The sequence below is a fragment of the Oceanobacillus locisalsi genome (assembly GCF_042675985.1).
Classification (GTDB): Bacteria; Bacillota; Bacilli; order Bacillales; family Amphibacillaceae; genus Oceanobacillus; species Oceanobacillus locisalsi.
Genome location: NZ_JBHTKK010000002.1, coordinates 195,528 through 215,354, shown reverse-complemented (window position 1 = coordinate 215,354; position 19,827 = coordinate 195,528). Strand labels below are relative to the sequence as shown.

At 36.5% G+C, this 19,827-nt stretch carries 17 protein-coding genes; 3 read left to right on the top strand and 14 right to left on the bottom strand.

Annotated features, from left to right (window positions below):
• The 6 genes from ACFQ19_RS03180 to ACFQ19_RS03155 form a co-directional block, all read right to left on the bottom strand.
• The gene (locus ACFQ19_RS03180; protein WP_379590551.1) at positions 1-372 is read right to left on the bottom strand and encodes a GntR family transcriptional regulator; all 372 of its coding nucleotides are present in this window, start codon (positions 370-372) and stop codon (positions 1-3) included.
• A gap of 290 nt (positions 373-662) precedes the next feature.
• The gene (gene glpK, locus ACFQ19_RS03175) at positions 663-2,165 is read right to left on the bottom strand and encodes a glycerol kinase GlpK (protein ID WP_379590550.1); all 1,503 of its coding nucleotides are present in this window, start codon (positions 2,163-2,165) and stop codon (positions 663-665) included.
• Between the two features lie 211 nt (positions 2,166-2,376).
• A complete protein-coding gene (locus ACFQ19_RS03170; RefSeq protein ID WP_379590549.1) occupies positions 2,377-3,189 on the bottom strand; it encodes an MIP/aquaporin family protein in 813 nt (270 codons plus the stop codon).
• Positions 3,190-3,633: 444 nt separating this feature from the next.
• Positions 3,634-4,812, bottom strand: a complete 1,179-nt coding sequence (locus ACFQ19_RS03165; protein ID WP_379590548.1) for an AI-2E family transporter — start codon at positions 4,810-4,812, stop codon at positions 3,634-3,636.
• 80 nt (positions 4,813-4,892) lie between these two features.
• A complete protein-coding gene (gene abc-f / locus ACFQ19_RS03160) occupies positions 4,893-6,800 on the bottom strand; it encodes a ribosomal protection-like ABC-F family protein (RefSeq protein ID WP_379590547.1) in 1,908 nt (635 codons plus the stop codon).
• A gap of 111 nt (positions 6,801-6,911) precedes the next feature.
• Positions 6,912-7,034 carry an RAxF-45 family protein gene (locus ACFQ19_RS03155; protein ID WP_379590797.1) on the bottom strand — a complete coding sequence of 41 codons (123 nt, stop codon included), beginning with the start codon at positions 7,032-7,034 and terminating at the stop codon, positions 6,912-6,914.
• Between the two features lie 347 nt (positions 7,035-7,381).
• Between ACFQ19_RS03155 and ACFQ19_RS03150 the strand changes: the two genes are divergently transcribed.
• Positions 7,382-8,224: an aldo/keto reductase gene (locus ACFQ19_RS03150; RefSeq protein ID WP_379590546.1), complete on the top strand. Its 843-nt coding sequence runs from the start codon at positions 7,382-7,384 to the stop codon at positions 8,222-8,224.
• 106 nt (positions 8,225-8,330) lie between these two features.
• Here the strand turns inward: ACFQ19_RS03150 and ACFQ19_RS03145 are convergent, their stop codons facing one another.
• The 8 genes from ACFQ19_RS03145 to ACFQ19_RS03110 form a co-directional block, all read right to left on the bottom strand.
• On the bottom strand, positions 8,331-9,917 hold the full coding sequence (locus ACFQ19_RS03145; protein ID WP_379590545.1) for a xylulokinase: 1,587 nt from the start codon (positions 9,915-9,917) through the stop codon (positions 8,331-8,333).
• Between the two features lie 176 nt (positions 9,918-10,093).
• Positions 10,094-10,789 carry an L-ribulose-5-phosphate 4-epimerase gene (locus ACFQ19_RS03140; protein ID WP_379590544.1) on the bottom strand — a complete coding sequence of 232 codons (696 nt, stop codon included), beginning with the start codon at positions 10,787-10,789 and terminating at the stop codon, positions 10,094-10,096.
• Between the two features lie 177 nt (positions 10,790-10,966).
• Complete coding sequence (locus ACFQ19_RS03135; protein WP_379590543.1) at positions 10,967-12,241, bottom strand: TRAP transporter large permease; 1,275 nt, start codon at positions 12,239-12,241, stop codon at positions 10,967-10,969.
• A complete protein-coding gene (locus ACFQ19_RS03130) occupies positions 12,238-12,738 on the bottom strand; it encodes a TRAP transporter small permease (protein WP_379590542.1) in 501 nt (166 codons plus the stop codon). The genes ACFQ19_RS03135 and ACFQ19_RS03130 overlap by 4 nt, the downstream gene beginning before the upstream one ends.
• 63 nt (positions 12,739-12,801) lie before the next feature.
• Positions 12,802-13,830, bottom strand: coding sequence for a DctP family TRAP transporter solute-binding subunit (locus tag ACFQ19_RS03125; protein WP_379590541.1), 1,029 nt, complete (start codon positions 13,828-13,830; stop codon positions 12,802-12,804).
• Positions 13,831-13,857: 27 nt separating this feature from the next.
• Complete coding sequence (locus tag ACFQ19_RS03120; RefSeq protein WP_379590540.1) at positions 13,858-14,904, bottom strand: Ldh family oxidoreductase; 1,047 nt, start codon at positions 14,902-14,904, stop codon at positions 13,858-13,860.
• A 26-nt stretch (positions 14,905-14,930) separates the two neighbouring features.
• A complete protein-coding gene (locus ACFQ19_RS03115; protein WP_379590539.1) occupies positions 14,931-15,830 on the bottom strand; it encodes a sugar phosphate isomerase/epimerase family protein in 900 nt (299 codons plus the stop codon).
• Positions 15,823-16,644, bottom strand: a complete 822-nt coding sequence (locus tag ACFQ19_RS03110; RefSeq protein WP_379590538.1) for a sugar phosphate isomerase/epimerase family protein — start codon at positions 16,642-16,644, stop codon at positions 15,823-15,825. Before ACFQ19_RS03110 ends, ACFQ19_RS03115 begins: the two co-directional genes overlap by 8 nt.
• A 394-nt stretch (positions 16,645-17,038) precedes the next feature.
• Here ACFQ19_RS03110 and ACFQ19_RS03105 point away from each other — a divergent pair, with 394 nt between their 5' ends.
• Complete coding sequence (locus ACFQ19_RS03105) at positions 17,039-18,232, top strand: ROK family transcriptional regulator (protein WP_379590537.1); 1,194 nt, start codon at positions 17,039-17,041, stop codon at positions 18,230-18,232.
• A gap of 45 nt (positions 18,233-18,277) precedes the next feature.
• Positions 18,278-19,780 carry a xylulokinase gene (xylB, locus tag ACFQ19_RS03100; protein ID WP_379590536.1) on the top strand — a complete coding sequence of 501 codons (1,503 nt, stop codon included), beginning with the start codon at positions 18,278-18,280 and terminating at the stop codon, positions 19,778-19,780.
• Positions 19,781-19,827: the final 47 nt, after the last annotated feature.

Below are 19,827 nucleotides of genomic sequence, written 5' to 3'. Positions count from 1 at the left end.
TCACTCCTCATACAACAGCTTTAATAATTCCTGCAGCTCTTCATAAGGCAAACCAATCTCCTTACTATTGGAAATAACTGCACTCAGCTGTTCTTCAATCACTCGTAATTTCTTCTCCCGAATCACATCTAAATTTTGTTCAGCAACAAACGAGCCTTTACCCACTATCGAATAAATAAATCCTGATTTTTCCAATTCTTCATAAGCCCGTTTTGTCGTAATCACACTTATTTTCAAATCCTTCGCCAACTGTCTAATGGAAGGCAATGCTTCTCCCTCCGCCAGATCACCAGACAAGATTGCTGTTTGAATTTGCTTTAAAATTTGCTCATAAATCGGCTCCTTGGAGCTGTTTGATATGATAATTTGCATGTCCATACCTCATTTATCTGATTGTATATCTTCATTATACACAGTTTAGGAAGTATTGAATAATATTGTCAAGCTATACTCCATACAAATGCTGCATTTGCAAGATTACTTCATCATTCACCCTTTCCAACAGTGTATATATACTTTATAAACAATATGTACATATTAAAACATCTTTCTTTTCTTTTTTCAACAATAAAAAACGCCCTAAGCCTTCCATGATATAGAAAACTTAGGACGTACACTGTTCATGTTACTTACATTTTCGCATAATACCGTTGTTTTATATTCTATTCTTCCAATTTAAACACACGTGTCGCCTCGACAGCTTTTTGCCATCCTTTATACAGTCTATCACTTTCTTCATTATCCATTTTATCCTGGAATGTTTTCTCGACTTTCCATTGCTTAGCAATCTCTTCCTGGCTATCCCAGAAGCCGACAGCCAATCCGGCCAGATAAGCAGATCCGAGCGCTGTTGTCTCTTGAATCACAGGACGTTCTACGTCTACATCCATAATGTCGCTTTGGAACTGCATTAAGAAATCATTTTTCACCGCTCCGCCATCGACACGAAGCGTTTTTAATTCCATATCGGAGTCTGTTGCCATGGCTTCGATAACATCTCTGGTCTGATAAGCTAGCGATTCTAATGTCGCACGGACAAAATGCTCTTTTTTGGTTCCTCTTGTTAAACCGAAAACAGATCCACGTGCTTCACTATCCCAATATGGCGTTCCTAAACCAACAAAAGCCGGTACCACATACACACCATCCGTTGAGTCTACACGTGTTGCAAAATCTTCACTCTCCGGGCTGGATTCAATCATTCTTAAACCGTCACGCAGCCACTGAATAGCAGAACCAGCTACAAAAATACTTCCTTCGAGTGCATACGTTACCTTGCCGTCGACACCCCAAGCGATCGTAGTCAACAGTCCATTTTTGGATTCAACTGGCTTCTCTCCTGTGTTCATTAATAAGAAGCCGCCTGTACCATATGTGTTTTTCGCCATTCCCTGTTCAAAACAAGCTTGTCCAAACAGAGCTGCTTGCTGGTCACCCGCAATACCGGCAATCGGAACTTCCGCACCAAAGAAATGATAGGATACCGTTTTCGTATATTCCTCGGAAGATGGGCGAACTTCTGGCAGCATTGATTTCGGCACACCCAAAATGTCGAGCAGCTCTTCGTCCCATTCTAAGTCATAAATATTAAACATCAATGTTCTGGCTGCATTGGAATAATCGGTCACATGGGTTTGTCCGCCTGAAAACTTATAAATAAGCCATGAGTCAATTGTACCGAATATCAGGTCGCCAGCTTCTGCTTTTTCTCTTGCTCCCTCTACATTATCCAATATCCATTTTACTTTGGTTCCTGAGAAATAAGGGTCAATCAAGAGACCTGTTTTACTCCGGAAAGTATCCTCGTAACCTTGTTCTCTTAATTCCTTACAAATAGGCTCTGTTTGACGGGACTGCCAGACAATAGCTCTATAAATCGGACGGCCTGTATTTTTGTCCCACACAACTGCAGTCTCACGTTGGTTGGTAATACCGACCCCTTCTATCTGTTTCGCTTCAATACCTGTTTTATTTAATACTTCTGCAATACAGCCAAGGACAGAAGTCCAAATTTCATTGGCATCATGCTCTACCCAGCCTGGTTTATCAAAGTACTGTTTAAATTCTATTTGTGCTGTATCGACAATTTCCCCTTTATTGTCAAATACAATTGCACGTGAACTGGTTGTTCCTTGATCAATTGAAAGAATATATTTCTCTGCCATCCCTGATTCCTCCATTTTTAATTTAAGATTTTGCCTTCTGGCATTCGCTCCGGAAAAACACGACGCTTTCCATGGGATCGGCTTCATGTTTTCCTTCGCTGATTACAGTTTTAACCACATAATGAATGATTGATTATAATGTTAGATAAAATAGATTTAATAATTCATCTTATATATTTATTACTTACCCTAAAATAACTTATTTTATTCTTTATGATGAAGCAGTCTGGTTCACTCGTTTCTGTTCATTGAAGAATGCTGCAATTAGTGCAATGATGACGATAACAGATGTTATCCAAAAACCTGCACCTATATTTCCTTCAAACATAGCGCTATAGAAAAATGCACCGTATACACCACCCACAACAGGACCAATAATTGGAATAAATGCATAGCTCCAGTCTGAATCACCTTTACCGATAATCGGTAAAATAGCATGTGCAATTCTTGGACCCAAATCGCGGACTGGATTAATCGCATAACCGGTCGGCCCGCCTAGAGACATACCAATAGCAACAATTAATAAACCGACAATTGCAGGATTTAACCCTTCCGCAAGTTCGTTTGCGCCAATAAATAATAAACCCAGAACCAATACAAAGGTTCCGATGATTTCACTTACTAAATTGGCAGGATAACTCCTTACAGCCGGTCCTGTCGCAAACACACCTAATTTAGCACTTTTGTCTTCCGTTTCTCTCCAATGCGGAAGATACTGGAAGTAAACAATAATTGCACCGATAATCGCACCGATTAACTGCCCGGATATATACGCCGGCACTTTGTTCCAAGGAAAGTCGCCAATTGCGGCAAACCCTAATGTTACCGCAGGATTTAAGTGTGCGTCAGATACATTTCCTGCTGCATAAGCTCCCAGCATGACAGCTAACCCCCATGCTATGGAAACCAATACCCATCCGGCGCCTTCTGCTTTTGACTTTTTTAATTCTACCCCGGCAACAACACCGACACCTAGGATAACAAGAATCATTGTGCCAATTAACTCAGCCAAAAATTCAGTCATGGTCTTTCGTCCCCTTTGCTAAATAAAATAATCTATGGATTTTAACAAGCATTTTAAGAATACATGACAAATAAAAAAGTTCACACAGATATAAACGTTTTCTTTTTCGTGAAAACGATTTACTGTGTGAACTTTATCTCCGACACAACCCTTAACTTGTCAATGAACACCTTATACCAAAAATAAAACGCTGTCAATAACTTCATTTTTTCATTCATCTGGCAGGATTCCTTAATTAAATACAAGAATCCGTTGTAAAATAGTGCTATTACAGGATTTTTAAGCTCTTCATTTTTATTTATATTTTTATAAATTCCTTGAAGCCAAATTCTAAATATCTGAAGACGATATAGACCTGCAAATGGATTTTATTGGATATATTAATCCCCCCAAGACTTTTAAAATCTGGGGGAACTAAAAAATATATTTAAACTTTTGAACAGCTTATTCTTTTTGCGTATTATTTTCCTCGTCTTTCTCTTTTTCCAAATCCGCTTCGTATAAATGACTGTGAATTCTAAAGAACTCAAAAACGTGTGTCACAAATACTTTTAGAAGTGCGTAACCAGGCACTGCCAACAGAATACCGACAATTCCAAATAACTTCCCGGATGTCAGAATAATAAAGATAATGGTAATAGGATGTACACGCAGATTCCTTCCCATAATTTGCGGGGAGATAAACTTTCCTTCTATCAGCTGTACAACCGTCCAAACAATAATCAGTTTAATCACCATAAACGGAGAAGTCACAATCGCAATAATTAAAGCAGGCGTAATGGCGATCGCAGGCCCCAGGTAAGGCACGACATTTGTAAAAGCAGCAATTAACGCCAACACCGGCGCATATTCCAATCCGATAATGGTAAAACCGATATACATCAGTACGCCAATACAAAATGCAACAATAATCTGCCCGCGAATAAAGCTGCTGATTTGATGATTCATTTCCTTCAGGATAACAAACGTCGGTTTTCTCATTGCTACTGGTAAAAATTTTATAAAGTATCCTGGCAGCTTTTCACCATCTTTCAATAAATAAAACAAGATAAACGGCAGTGTTACAATCGCTAAAACAATATCGGTAACAGCACCGATAACATTGCCGATATTGGAAAAAGCACTGTTTACGATATCCAGCGACCGGTCAGATAATTGCGTTGCAAATCCCTGCAGATCAATATATTCCACTAATTGAAATTGGTTTACAAAGTTTCCGCCTATAAAGTTATTAACCATTGTCTCAATATCAGAAATAAAAGGGGGCAGACTCATGATGAAACTCGTAATCTGTTCTCTTAAAAAAGGAAAGACCGAACTGATCAATATCGTTAAAATTCCAATAATAACCAGATATAATCCAAAAATAGAATAGATTCGTTTTACATTTTTCTTTTCCAGATAATTCACAATCGGATTCAGCAAATAATATAGAATGGCTGATAAAATAATTGGCAGCAATACCGTTTTCAAAAGCACTACAAATGGCGTAAACACAAATGAAATATGTGTGAAAATAAGTATGTTTAAGCCAATTAACAATAAGATGACTAAAAATACAACAAAGCGGTTATTTAAGAAAAAACGTTTAAATAAGTCTATTTTATCGTTAACGGATTTCAATGCAGCACCTTCTTTTTTCCAAAAATTCTAAGTTACCTCTATTATATCGTAAAAAACGACAGGAATCTCTACCCGGCTCCTCATTTTTTCGCTTTATTCTCTAAAACTAGCAACTTTTCATAGGCTTTCTGTCTTTCTTCCTCTTGATACGCTTTCTGCTTCTGCAAATGCTGCAATGCTTCTATATCTATCGTTTCTGCCATCTCCAGATCTATCGCATACATTTCCGATTCTATCGCTTCAATTTGCTTTTCCAGTTTCTCTATTATTATTGACGGTTTTTCTATGGTTCTATACGATTTTTTCGAATGATTGCCCGTTTTTTTATGGAAAACAGCCGATTCCTCCTGTTTTTCTGATAATTGCTCTTTCCGTTTTTCTTTTGCCCATGAATAATTCCCCAGATATTTTGTTATCTGCTTATTTTCTATCCAATACAGATAATCAAACTGTCTATCCAAGAAGTAACGATCATGACTCACAGCAATCAAGCTTCCTGCAAATTCCGAGAGCGCTTCTTCTAATACTTCTCGTGAATCAATATCTAAATGATTCGTCGGCTCATCAAGAATGAACGTATTGATATCTTGATGCATCAGCTGCGCCAACCGCAGACGCATTTTTTCACCGCCGCTTAATTGCGTTACCTTACGAAAAACATGCTCTCCATAAAAGAGAAACTTCGCCAAAACCTGCCTTGCTTTTCCTTCCGTAACTGAAATGACTTCGCGAAAGGTTTCAAGCACCGTCTGATCTGGGTCAATGTCATGAAAAACATGCTGTGATAGGTAACCTGCCTTCACATTACTGCCGATTATAACTTCCCCTTGATCCGGAACCAGATTACCCAGCATCAATTGGATTAACGTTGATTTTCCTGTTCCATTTTCTCCGATAATCGCAACACGATCTTGGTAACGGACATGCATCGTTACATGCTCAAAAAGCAGTTTTTTTCCGAATTGCTTCCGCACATCTGTCATCATGACCACATCTTTCCCGCTTCGATCCGAACTTTCCAAATCCATTTGCATCTTTTTCCGGTTTAACTCTGGCTTATCTATTTTTTCCATTCGCTCCAGTGCACGTTCCATATTTTTTGCGCGCTTATGCAGCCCTTCATTGGGCGGATTTGCCCGATTAGCCCACTCTTTCAACCGTTTGATGGCTTCTTTCATCTTCTTTATTTTCTTTTGTTGCTCTTCATATTCCTGAAACTCCCGGAGCAGCCGCTCTTCCTTTTCCTTCACATAACCAGAGAAATTCGTATGATACACAGCCAGCTCCCCATCTTCTAAATCTAAAATCCGCTCCACGACTTCATCAAGAAAATAACGATCATGGGAGATAACGACAACCGTTCCCTCATAGGTATTCAAAAATTCTCCAAGCCACTCTACAGCCTGTAAATCTAAATGGTTTGTCGGCTCATCTAATAACAATAAATCCGGGTTTTGGAGAAGGATTTTCGCTAAACCGACTTTTGTTTTTTCACCGCCGCTAATTTGATCAAAGGGCATCTGCAACAACCCATGAATGTGCAAACCAGTCGCAATCCGCTTAATATTTGCATCTAATTCATATCCACCAAGGACCGTAAAGCGCTCCTGCGCCTCTCCATATGCCTTGACGCTTTTCATCATTTCCTGCTCTGATACCGGATGCTGCATCATCTGCTCTAAGTTTTCCATTTGTTTTTCCAGTGCGATAATCTCTTCATTAGACTGTTTTAACACATCGAATACATGCATTCCCTCTCCCGGATCAGGGATTTGCTCTAAATAGCCGACCGTCGTCTCTTTCTTCCAATGAATATTTCCTTCATCCTGTTTCGTGATTCCCGCCATTAATCGCAACAGCGTCGTCTTTCCTCCGCCATTTCTCCCGACAATGCCGATACGTTCCGTTTCTTTTACTTCCATCGATAAATCCTCAAAAATTATATTTCCACCGTACATTTTCTTTACATGATTCAATTGACAAATCATTCTCATTCTCCTTTATCTTCTCTGCCGAAGATAAAGACAGTAAAAAAGCACACAAAGAGCATATCTCCCTGTGTGCTTTCAGACGTCACTTTTATTTCCGTTCACCATGCTTTATCCGATGCAGAGATGCTTTTTTGCTTTCGTATTTGCTATTACATTGCTAAAAAAGGACAGACGTATCCCGCAGGCAGCAAATAGTGCAAATTTCGCACGGCAGTAATATAAGAATTCCATCCAGTCTCCGCACGATTTCTCAAGTCCTAAAAACATCTCTACACCTCCGTTTCTTTCGTAAATTATATTCATTATATAGAAATTTTGTGCTTCATGCAACTTTTCCCAGAGAATGTAGTGTAAGATTTATGTTCATCCGCAGACTTCTGATAAAACAATGGCTATAAAAGGATACAGCAAACTGAAATGGATACGCTCTTTCTATTTTTGGCGGAGATTTTCATAAAATAGCAACGGTTTTAAAGAAACGGTGGGAATACCTATACGAAATAAAAAATCAAATTATTTGAATTTTCCTCATTAGACGGGTAGGATTTTAAGTATAAGCGAAAGGAGAGTATATACAGATGACAAACCAAATTCCAGAAATCACATTACATGATGGCATTCGTATTCCTGCTGTCGGCTTCGGGACGTACAAGCTGAAAGGACAGCAAGGCGTACAGGCAATTAATACAGCCATTACAAACGGCTATCGCTTACTCGATACAGCATACAATTACGAAAATGAAGCGACTGTCGGAGAAGCCGTCCGCAGAAGCTCTGTTCCGCGTGAAGAATTAGTTATCACATCCAAACTGCCTGGACGTTATCATCACTATGATGATGCGATTGTGACCATCCAGGAATCTTTACTCCGGGCGAATCTGGATTATTATGATCTTTACTTAATTCACTGGCCAAATCCAATTCAGGATAACTATGTGGAAGCATGGCAAGCATTAATCGATGCACAAAGATTTGGTTATATCCGTTCCATCGGTGTATGCAACTTCTTACCAGAACATTTAGAACGGCTGGAAAACGAGACAGGTGTCTTGCCAACTGTGAATCAAGTTGAATTGCATCCGCGGTTCAATCAGTCAGAACAGCTGAAATGGGACACGAACAATCGTATTGTCACAGAATCTTGGAGTCCCTTATCCAGAGCAAGCGACCTGTTGCAAGATGAGATATTGCAAAAAATTGCTGAAAAGCATCATAAAACAATTTCGCAAATAATTCTCCGCTGGCATTATCAACTGGCTGCGGTTGCCATTCCAAAATCAGCTTCTCCGGTTCGCCAAAAAGAAAATATCTCTATCTTTGACTTTGAATTGACCGATGAAGAGATGACAATGATTAATAGCCTTACAAAACCGGATGGACGTTTAAAAGATCAGGATCCAGCTGTTTATGAAGAGTTTTAACAAACTAAAAAAGGGATTATTGCACAATTAATTACCTAATTGTGCAATAATCCCTTTTTCTATTTTTACAAAGTTAAATAATTATCTATTACATTTCCCTATCATTTTACTTTAATTGATCAACTGCTACACGTTCAACTTCCAGCATTGAATGAAATCGATTTAAATAGTCCTCAAAACTTTTAATTCCAGCTGCTGTCGGATTGATTGTTTTTATTTTTTCTGTTACAAATACCTCTTGATGAAGATAATCGATGAGTGACTGATTCTTTTTCTGTACAGAATACGCCGCAAGTACAGCCATTCCCCATGGCCCGCCTTCTCCTGCATTTTCCATAACAGAAATCGGAGTTTCCAGTGCATTTGCCATCATTTGTTGACCTACTTTTTCTGTTTTGAAAAATCCTCCATGCCCCAAGATATAGTTAATTTGCACTTTCTCTTTTGTTGTCAAAATTTCCATTCCAATTCTCAATGTTGCTAAAGCGGAATAAATCAGCGATTGCATCAAATTAGATAATGTCAACTTACTATCAGGTGACCTAACAAGTAATGGACGTCCTTCGTCCAAGCCAGTGATGGGCTCTCCCGAATAATAACTGCAGTTAACTAAACCTCCTGTATCCGCATCCGCTTCCATTGCTTTTTGAAATAGAGCAGTAAATAATTGTTCCGTATCTGCCTTCGTTCCAAGAATATCATATATCTCCGAGAATAATTTCATCCAAGCATTTACATCGGAAGTGAAATTATTACAATGAACCATCGCTACCGGTTTTCCATCTGGTGTCGTTACCATATCTATCTCAGGATAATAATCAGATAATCCTTTTTCAAGAACAATCATTGCAAAAATAGAAGTTCCGGCCGAAACGTTTCCTGTACTCTTCCTAACACTATTGGTAGCTACCATTCCCGTCCCAGCATCTCCTTCCGGTGGACAAAGTGGAATACCAGCTTTCAAATTACCTGTTATATCTAATAAATTTGCTCCTTCTTCCGTTAAATTTCCTGCTTGCGTTCCTGCTTTTTGCACAGTAGGAAGAACTTTTCGTAATGACCACTCATAATTAAAGGAAGTGATAAGATTTTCCAATTGTTCTATCATTGATAGATTAAAGTTTCCTGTTTCGAAATCAATTGGAAACATTCCTGACGCTTCTCCTATCCCCAAAATTTTTTGTCCCGTTAGTTTCCAATGTATATACCCGGATAAGGTTGTTAAAAAATCAAGATGTTTAATATGTTCTTCACTATCTAATATCGCTTGATAAAGGTGTGCAATACTCCACCTTAATGGTATGTTAAATTGAAACAAAGAAGTCAATTTAACAGCAGCTTGCTCCGTATTTGTATTTCTCCATGTTCGGAAAGGTACTAATTGATTCCCTTTTGAATCAAATGGCAAATAGCCATGCATCATAGCAGAAATTCCTATAGAACCGACTTTAGTCAATGTTGTTCTATATTTTACTTTTACCTCATTCGCTAATTTTTGATAAGCAGTTTGTAAACCGTTCCACACATCTTCTACATGATACGTCCACAAACCATTTTCAAAGCTATTTTCCCACTCAAACTCTCCACTTGCTATCGTTTGATAATCAGCTCCAATTAATACTGCTTTAATTCTTGTAGACCCCAATTCTATCCCTAAAGCTGTCTGATCAGCGTTAATTTCAGTTTTTGTCATGCTTTGTCCCCCTTACCAGTAATTTGATAAAAGCAATTTTTAGTAATAGTTTTTATACCTAAAAGCATTACTACGCTTATTCATCTTATACCAATTGTCAAAAGGATCACGGTATGGTTTCATCTTAGATTATTAATATGTGAGCAAAGATTTTTAGCTCTGCTTCATATTTCAAATTACTCTTGTCCGTAATAGGCGTTCTCTCCATGTTTTCTTAAATAATGTTTATCCAATAAATCTCGACTCATTTCTATTTCATCTGGATTAATTTGCATCGTGTGATAAGTCATTTTTGCTACCTGCTCTAACACCGCTGAATTATAAACAGCATTTTCAGGAGAATCTCCCCAAGTAAAAGGACCATGGTCATTTACCAATACACCTGGAACTTGATCTGGTTCTATCTGTCTTTTATTAAAGGTTTCAATAATGACCGAACCTGTTTGCTTTTCATATTGTTCTATTATTTCCTCTTTTCTCATTTTTCGAGTTACAGGAATAGAACCATAGAAATAGTCTCCCTGGGTTGTTCCAGCTGCCAGAATATCCTTACCTGCTTGCGCAAAGCAAACAGCCCATTCTGAATGAGTATGTACAACTCCTCTTATGTTTGGAAAAGCTTTATATAATTCAATATGAGTTAACGTATCACTGGATGGTTTTAAATCTCCTTCAATGATATGACCTTTAAAATCCACCACGACCATATCTGCTGGTGACAGCTGTTCGTATTCAACTCCGCTTGGCTTAATGACGACATAATCATTTTCTCTATCAATTCCGCTTACATTTCCCCAAGTAAACATGACTAAGTTATATTTGGGTAAAAGCATGTTAGCTTTATAAACTTCTTTTTTTAAATTTTCGAGCATTTTGTACTACACTCCTATATTTTAAGATTTATCTTAAAAGTAGAATCTCATTTATTACTACTTATATTTTAATTCAACTTTTTACAATTAAAATAAACTTAACCTATTCACATTATCAAGAATATATGATCTATCATTTCATTCAAACTGCACAAAATGTTATTTCCTTATATATTCTTATTCAAAAATGAAATTCGGCAAGAAAGTAACTATTCCTGGTACAAACGTAAAAATCAACAATATCGATATTAATAATATTAGATAAGGAAGAACCATTTTAGATATTTCTAAAAATGAAATATTCGATATAGCAGATAATACGTATAATACCATACCAACCGGCGGCGTCAGTAAACCTATCATTAGATTCAGAATCATTATAATACCAAAATGAATAGGATCAATACCGAATTGAGTAACAACAGGTAATAGTACTGGAGTTAAAATAGTTATTGCAGCTATCGTTTCCATAAACATACCGACTACTAATACAATAACAGTAATAATTAACAAAATAATATATTTATTATTTATACTATCTAGGAGTAGCATTGATAATTGCTGCGCAGCCTGCTCACTCGCCAGTATCCAGCCAAACACTGCTGCCATAGCAACAATAATCATAACTGAAATAGTAGTTTCCATTGTTTCGCGAACACTTTCAAAAAAAGAGCGTATCGTTAATGATTTATAAAATGCCCCTAAAATAATCGAATAAACAACTGCAACAATCGCTGCTTCTGTAGGTGTTACAATACCTGTCATTATACCGCCTAAAATAATTACAGGAGACATTAAAGCAAAAAAAGCATGTCTAAATGAATGAAAAATACTTTTCACTGACAATTTAGTTGGCAAAGGGAACGTATCTCTATGTTTTAAGGCGTAAAAATAAATATACACACAGATAGCAAATGCCATAATTAAACCAGGAATGATACCAGCAATAAACAACTGCCCAATTGATACACTCGCAGTTACACCAAAAATCACTGCAGGGATACTTGGAGGTATAATCGGGCCAACCATAGATGAAGCTCCTGTTACAGCTAAGGAGAACTTTTCCGAATATCCCGCCTTTTTCATTGCTTGTAACTCTACCTTCCCTAAACCCGCTGCGTCAGCAACAGCTGCACCAGACATACCAGAAAAAATGAGACTAGCAAACACGTTGGCATGTCCTAAACCTCCCCGTATATGCCCAACCAATTTATTAGCAAAATCAAAAATACGTTCTGTTATACCACCAGAATTCATTAATGTACCTGCCAATATAAAACCAGGGATAGCAAGTAAAGAAAAAGCATTAACAGATGATACAATTTCTTGAACCGCCATAATTGGCGAAACATCATACACAATAAAATATAACATTGAACTTATAAATAAGGAAAAAGCTATAGGTACTTTTAACATTAATAAAATAAGAAAAGCTATTAGTAAAAGTGTCATCTATTTTCTCCTCCCCTTAACTCTGTTTTCTTTACCATAGATATAATTATATGAACTATTTGCTCTACCAAACGTATCACCACGATCACTATTCCTGTAATTAATGATAAATATAAATAGCTCATTGGAATACCTAAACTAGTTGAAGTTATCATCTGCTGTGTTTCTGTATATTCTAATACATATGGCATCAGATATATAAAAAACACAAGCACCAATATATTGATTCCAATCTGTAATACTTTTTGCATATTATAAGAGAATTTTTCAAAAAAGAACGGCATTTCAATATGAATTCCTTTTCTTACTCCGTATCCCATTCCTAGTAAGGTTAACCACACTAATAAAAATCTCGCAAATTCTTCTGACCACATTAAAGGATCGTTTAGAATATATCGATAAAACACTTGTACTACCATCGTGCTGCAGATGACTAACAAGATAATAATAAGCAAATATTCTTCTAGCTTATCTGTTATATTTTTTAATATCCGCATAATTTTCACCTCATGTATTTGATGTAAGGGTTCACATTATTAAATGGAACCCTTACGACTTTGTTATTCTGCTACACCTTGAATAGTCTCGTACAGACCTTCTCCCCAAACATCTTCATATTCATCATAAATATATTCCGAGCTTTCTCTGAAAGCATCTAAATCTGGTTCTATGATATTGACACCCTGCTCTGCAAATTCTTCCAATATTTCTGCTTCAGTAGCTACCACATCAGCAGAGATATCTTCAACCGCTGTTTCTACAGCCTCATCTAGGATTGTTCTTAAATCTTCTGGCAAATTTTGATACTTTTCTTCCGAGATAACAAATCCTGTAGCAGCAATAACATGACCGGTCAATATCACATTATTTTGCACTTCATTAAAACCATTTCCATGAATTGTAGGTAGCGGATTTTCCTGACCGTCCACAACGCCTTGTTGCAGTGCCAAGTAAAGCTCGCCAAGTTCCATTGGAGTAGCGTTTGCTCCTAATGCTTCACCATAGGCTAGCGGCATCGGTTGATCTGGTACTCTCAAACTTACTCCATTTAGATCTTCTGGTGTGTGAACCTCTGTATTCGCTGTAGTCACATGTCTGGCGCCATAATACATCAACCCTAAATTTCGAATGTTCGTTTCCTCTGCAAAATCATCCCAAATTTTTTGTCCTTCTTCTCCGTTTGCAAAATCTAACATATGTTCAAGAGACTCAAACACATATGGTGCATCGAAAATCAAAAGTGTGTCATCTCTTCTTGCCATTTCTCCTGTACCAATCGCTGCCATACCTCCAATATCTTGTGCTATACTTTCTGTAACATCTCTTTCATTTCCTAATTGATCAGAATAGTACATATCAATTTTCAGTCTGCCATTCGAGTTTTCTTCCACTTCATCTGCCATCTTTTGATAACCTTGTGCCATAATGTGGCTTTCCGGAAGGTTCGTCCCAAATTGCAGCACAACGTCTTCTCCATCAGCCCCATCTGCTTGACCATCATCCCCATCCGAACCCTCACCACAGCCAGCAATGAAGAGAATACTTCCCACCACTAAAATTACCATGAATGCCCACTTTGATTTACTCATTATTACTCCCCCACCTTTTAAAATTATTCATAATCCATATTTGTCCGTTTGTAATTGTAAATCATCTAACATTGTTACTAACTCCTGACGTAAACTATCACTGATCTGCGTGCCTTCTTGCAAACGTTTATCCTTTGTTTCTGATTCTATTTCACCAGGTAATAAAATCCTTTCAAAACCAGGCGCTTTTTTGGAATCAACAATTAAACTGGTAAAGTCGTCTAGCCTATCATAGAAATGTTCTAACTCCATAAAATTTTCAATTTTAAAAGCAATCATCGTACACCCTACGCCAGTTTTACCTTCTTCATCTAAATGAGGTATATTTTTACTATAGCTTGCTCCTGACAAAACTCCTGCTAGAATATCCATCATTAAAGTTAGACCGTAACCTTTATGTCCCCCAATTGGCAGTAATACACCTTCCAAACCTCTATCAGGATCCGTAGTTGGTTTTCCTTCTTTATCTAAAGCCCATCCTAAAGGTATTTCTTCACTTTTAGAGCTAGCCAATTGTAATTTCCCGCCGGCGACAATGCTATTCGCTATATCCAAAACAATGGGATCCTTTTCTCTTCTTGGCACGGCGTAACAAATTGGATTATTACCTAATAATCTTTCTGTTCCTCCAGTTGGAGCCATTAATGGCCCAGCATTGGTTGTTAAAAAACCAATCATTCCCTTTTCAGCAGCCATTTTTGTATAGCAGGCTCCTGCTCCAATATGATTACCATTATATAATGTAGTGATTCCTATACCCTTTTCTTCTGCTTTTTTTATGGCCTTTTCCATTGCTAGTTGAGCTGAATAGTGCCCCATTCCATTATCACCATCTAAAACAGCACTCGTTTCATTTTCCCTCACCCATTGCGTATTTGGTTTTGAGTTGAAAAGCCCGTTTTTTAACCTTTCAATGTAGATAGGTAAACGCATAATTCCATGTGTGTCTGTCCCTTGTTGATCTGCAAAGGCAATATTTTTTGCACATATTTTCGCTTCCTCCTCCTTTAATCCCACTGCCTGCAAACTATCCGTGATTAATAATTCGACATTTTCTAAATTTATATTATGCATGATTTTGATTCCTCTCTCTAGTCAATTTATTTTAAAATTTGAAGTCCTTGTTTTAAGATATTTTTTGCTATATTCTCATAATAGTGAGAATCTTGATCTTCAGGTGTTCTCATTTCAACTGAAATTCGCATTTTTCCATTATTTAAATATCCGTTCTGATTTGCATTTTTTAAAAACTTTTCTATTCTATGCTGTGTCAGAAATCCTTCATTATCTATAACCATATGGTGATCCCCATACATCCTGTTCTCCTTATCCAACACAGCATTAGATAAATGAATTTGCTCCGTATAAGGAAAAGCCGATGATAAAGCGCTTTCAATATTTTCACTATTTAATGCTGCGTGCGCTGTATCAAATGCAATTGCTATATTCGGCTGTTCATTGCGTACTTTTTTAATAATTTCTACCAATTCAGTTGTTGGACCCATAAATTTCTTTTTATGTGCCGATCTGTCTAACGGTTCCACCAATACTTTTAAATCATTTTTAGCTGCTTCTTTACAGATTGTTATTAAACTATCAATGAAGCCAGACATAGATTCAGTTAATTTTTCTTCTCCATGGAATGGCCCGCTAATTAATGCTATATTATGTGCGCCACATTCTGTAGCTAAATTAATATATTCAAGAAATATATTTACATCTTTTTCCCTTCTTTTTTTATCAGGCGAAGATAAATCCAATTGATGTTCATCAATGATATTTGTCATCCACATTACTAAAGTAAGTTCTTTTGTCGTTACAATCTGTTTAATTTTTTTTCTGTTATTTGAATCATATACAGGTGCTATTTCCAAAGCACAATAGAATCCTTCTTCACTTAAGCTATCAACTAATTCGGGAAGATAATCTTCCTTATCTAAACTTGGTTTAAAGATTTCTGGTATTAATACAGATGGAATAAATCCTTTATTTTTATACATTATTTTTAACCTCTGGAATTAAATTTTTTTCAACATATTGCCCAATATCCATAATTGCTTGATTCGGGTTCATTTCCGATTGCTTCGTCTCTTCCTCAACCATTATCCATCCATCATATCCATTATCTTGTAACAAACTGACAATGGCAGGAAAATCAATATCGCCATCCCCCATTTTTTTCCATTCATTATTTAAGGATGCATCCTTGAAATGAACATGTTTAATACGGTGCAAGTTATTTTTAAATATTTCTAATACATTAATGTCGCTAAAAGCTATATGACCTGCATCAGGAGTGTAACTAAGTGTATCAAAATTCAAGTTATCGAACATATATTGATAATCCTGTGAATTTCTAAAATATGATCCAGGCGGTGAACTCGGATGGAAAGAAGCTAGTATCTTCTTTTCTTTTGCTAATTCACCAATTTCGTTCGCTAATATAATAATTTTCTGATGATTTTCATCTACATTTTTTCTTTCTGCATGAACACGAGGAGCAATGTTCAATTTAGCTCCAGGAAAATATTGCAGATAATCAATATAATATTCAGCAAGTTCTAATTCCCGCTTTTTTATTTCTTTTGTTTCCCAACTAAAAGGAAAAGTTAATGCAGCTAATTCTAATCCTCGGTTTTGTAATTCTTCTTTAAAAGCTAGTGGTTGATTTTGAAACCTTCCTAACAATTTCACCTGTGCATCAATACCTTTAAAGCCCGCTTTGTTAATTGCATCTAAAATTTCAGGCATTCGATCACTTTCTACATCGTAATCTAACTGCCAAGTAGAACCATGACAACCAAATTTTATCATAATTAACCTCCTTAAATTTTTCTTAAAACTTTCACGTCAACAAAGAAAAGGTTTTCATTTAACATGAAATGATTCAGTGGATTTATATTAACACACTAAACTTTGTTTTTCCATAGGAAAAACTATTTTTAATATGTTTTTTTTATTTATTCTCCTTAAATACTTATATATAGGGATTTCTATTTTTTTATAATTATTATTTTAAACGCTTTCATAAATTAAATTAATAATTTTATTGTAAATATGATTAAAAAATGCATATAATTGTTATATAGAATAATTCGTTTTTAAACATAAGATTAAGTTCATTTATCTTAAACCATATATTATGAAAATTACAAATATTTCAAGTGAGTTAAGAATCTTACATCAAATTGAAAGGAATGATTTTATAGTGGAAACTATTACAGCCGACCAGTATTTGGTCAAAAAAATTAATAAAGCATTGATATTACGTATTATAAGAGAGCACTCTCCCCTTTCAAAACCAGAAATTGTCACTAAATCCGGACTGAATCGTGGAACCGTATCACGATTAGTCAATGAGCTTGAATCATCCTCTATTATTAAACAATTGGGTGAAGGTGCATCCTCAGGGGGAAGAAAACCAACTATGTACACCATAAAGGCGGATTCCGGTTTTGTTGTTGGTATTACAGTGAAATCTAAACTATTAGAAGTAGCTTTGGCTGATTTAAATGGCAATATAGTTCGACGTTTTACAAAAGAGATGACCAGTAAAACACCAAAATTTATTATTAAAAAAATTATTGAATCCATTAAAGAAATGCAACATTATGTCCAAGAAAGTATATTTCAAATCACCTGTATTGGCATTGGATTCCCCGGTATGATTGATGGAAATGGTACAGTTTTGAAGGCTCCTTCTTTAAAATGGAATACTGTAGATTTGCGACAAATTATTTCTGATACTTTTCATATTCCATGTGTTGTAGATAATGAAGCTCGAATAGGTCTTATTGGAGAAAAGCAGTTTGATAAGGATAATAAATTAACAGACACTTTATATGTGAGTGTTGGTAACAGTATTGGCAGCGCTGCTACGATTAATAATGAAATATTTCGCGGATATAATGGGTTATCTGGGGAGGCGGGTCATCTTATAATTAAATACAATGGTAAAAAATGCACTTGCGGAAGTAAAGGTTGCTGGCAGATGTATGCTTCCTCTAACGCCTTACTAAAAAAAATCTCTAAACATACGGCAGTTACAGATCAATTAGATACCAGTCTCACACTTGAATTTGTAGACACACTGGCTAATCAGGATAATAAATTAGTAATAAGAGAAATTGAAGAGACAGGCAAATATTTAGCTATTGGTCTTATAAGCCTTGTAAATATTTTTAACCCAAAAAATGTTTTATTAGGAGGTGATATTACAAAACTAAAAAAATGGGTGGAACCTGCTTTAAATGAAACACTTCGATCCAATGTTCTACCTGATCACAACAGAGACTTGGATATCTTATTCTCTGAATTAGGCTCTGATTCAACCATTATTGGGGCAATTGCTGTTGCATTAACACACTTTTTTGAGAACGGGCATCATATCTCTTATGAATAATTCACTATTTTATAAATGAAATAACACACAGAAAGGAGATGTAAGATGAAATATGTGATTGGAATCGATTTAGGAACAAGTACAGTTAAGCTACTATTAGTAAACATGGAAGGAACAGTGGTTCAAGAAATATCGAAAGAATATCCATTGATACAAGAAAAAGCCGGGTACAGTGAACAAAATCCGGAAGACTGGATCCAGCAAACAATTTCCGGTCTACAAACCCTGCTTCGTCAATTTGACGGAAATGTGTCAGATATTGAAGGAATCAGTTTTTCAGGACAAATGCACGGTTTAGTTTTACTGGATCAAAATCATCAAGTGATTCGGCCGGCCATTTTATGGAATGACACGCGTACAACGGAAGAATGCCGAGAGATAACCGAAAGTGTAGGCTGGGACAAATTGCTACAAACGACTAAAAATATCCCTTTAGAAGGTTTTACACTTACAAAACTATTATGGGTAAAGAAAAATGAACCAGCTAATTTTCAACAGGCGTCCCTATTTTTATTACCGAAAGATTATCTCCGTTTTCGTATGACAGAAGAATTACAAATGGACTATTCTGACGCTGCTGGAACACTTCTTTTAAATGTTGAACATCGCGAATGGAGTGAAGACATCTGCCATGTATTGGATATTGATATTAACCTATGCCCTCCGCTTGTTTCTTCTACTGACAATGTTGGAACCATCTCCAAATCATTCGCAGATACGACAGGACTTAGTAGTACAACAAAAGTCTTTGCTGGAGGAGCAGATAATGCTTGCGGTGCGATTGGTGCGGGTATATTAGAAGAGGGAAAAACGATGGTAAGTATTGGAACTTCCGGAGTCGTATTATCTTATGAAGAAAGTGGAAAGAAAAAATTTGGTGGAAAAGTGCACTATATGACTCACGCTGCACCAGACGCTTACTATACAATGGGAGTGACATTAGCTGCCGGACACAGTCTTTCTTGGTTTAAAGACATATTTGCTGAAGAAGAAAGTTTTGATTCCTTAATTGAAAAAGCAAACGATGTTCCTATTGGAGCAAATGGACTGCTTTTCACCCCATATATAGTGGGAGAAAGAACTCCGCATGTTGATTCTACTGTCAGAGGAAGCTTTATAGGAATCGATAGTAAACATGAAATGAAACATTTTACTAGAGCGATATTAGAAGGAATAACATTCTCGTTAAATGAATCGGTGGATATATTTCGAGATAACGGCAAACAAATTGACTCCATTATTTCCATAGGGGGCGGATCCAAAAGTAATATGTGGTTACAGTTGCAAGCAGATATATTTAACACGAAAGTTATCAAACTAAGCAGCGAGCAAGGTCCGGGAATGGGGGCTGCAATGCTTGCAGCTTATGGGTCAGGCTGGTTCCCCTCTTTAAAAGAGTGTGCTGATTCTTTTCTGCATGAACAAACAGCTTTTCACCCTATACAAAAAAATGCAAAAAGATATCAAGTACTTTTTCAGCAATATAAATCTGTTTACCAATCTACCAAACAAATAAATACAGAACAGATGGCATACCGAAATGCATAGAATTCATTAAATCAGTTTGCAGAGAAAAAGTATTATTCTCTGCAAAC

Coding starts and splice junctions, on each gene's coding strand:
- ACFQ19_RS03180 (WP_379590551.1), bottom strand. CDS start 372: ATGCAAATTATCATATCAAACAGCTCCAAGGAGCCGATTTATGAGCAA.
- glpK (WP_379590550.1), bottom strand. CDS start 2,165: ATGGCAGAGAAATATATTCTTTCAATTGATCAAGGAACAACCAGTTCA.
- ACFQ19_RS03170 (WP_379590549.1), bottom strand. CDS start 3,189: ATGACTGAATTTTTGGCTGAGTTAATTGGCACAATGATTCTTGTTATC.
- abc-f (WP_379590547.1), bottom strand. CDS start 6,800: ATGATTTGTCAATTGAATCATGTAAAGAAAATGTACGGTGGAAATATA.
- ACFQ19_RS03155 (WP_379590797.1), bottom strand. CDS start 7,034: ATGGAATTCTTATATTACTGCCGTGCGAAATTTGCACTATTTGCTGCC.
- ACFQ19_RS03150 (WP_379590546.1), top strand. CDS start 7,382: ATGACAAACCAAATTCCAGAAATCACATTACATGATGGCATTCGTATT.
- ACFQ19_RS03145 (WP_379590545.1), bottom strand. CDS start 9,917: ATGACAAAAACTGAAATTAACGCTGATCAGACAGCTTTAGGGATAGAA.
- ACFQ19_RS03140 (WP_379590544.1), bottom strand. CDS start 10,789: ATGCTCGAAAATTTAAAAAAAGAAGTTTATAAAGCTAACATGCTTTTA.
- ACFQ19_RS03135 (WP_379590543.1), bottom strand. CDS start 12,241: ATGACACTTTTACTAATAGCTTTTCTTATTTTATTAATGTTAAAAGTA.
- ACFQ19_RS03130 (WP_379590542.1), bottom strand. CDS start 12,738: ATGCGGATATTAAAAAATATAACAGATAAGCTAGAAGAATATTTGCTT.
- ACFQ19_RS03125 (WP_379590541.1), bottom strand. CDS start 13,830: ATGAGTAAATCAAAGTGGGCATTCATGGTAATTTTAGTGGTGGGAAGT.
- ACFQ19_RS03120 (WP_379590540.1), bottom strand. CDS start 14,904: ATGCATAATATAAATTTAGAAAATGTCGAATTATTAATCACGGATAGT.
- ACFQ19_RS03115 (WP_379590539.1), bottom strand. CDS start 15,830: ATGTATAAAAATAAAGGATTTATTCCATCTGTATTAATACCAGAAATC.
- ACFQ19_RS03110 (WP_379590538.1), bottom strand. CDS start 16,644: ATGATAAAATTTGGTTGTCATGGTTCTACTTGGCAGTTAGATTACGAT.
- xylB (WP_379590536.1), top strand. CDS start 18,278: ATGAAATATGTGATTGGAATCGATTTAGGAACAAGTACAGTTAAGCTA.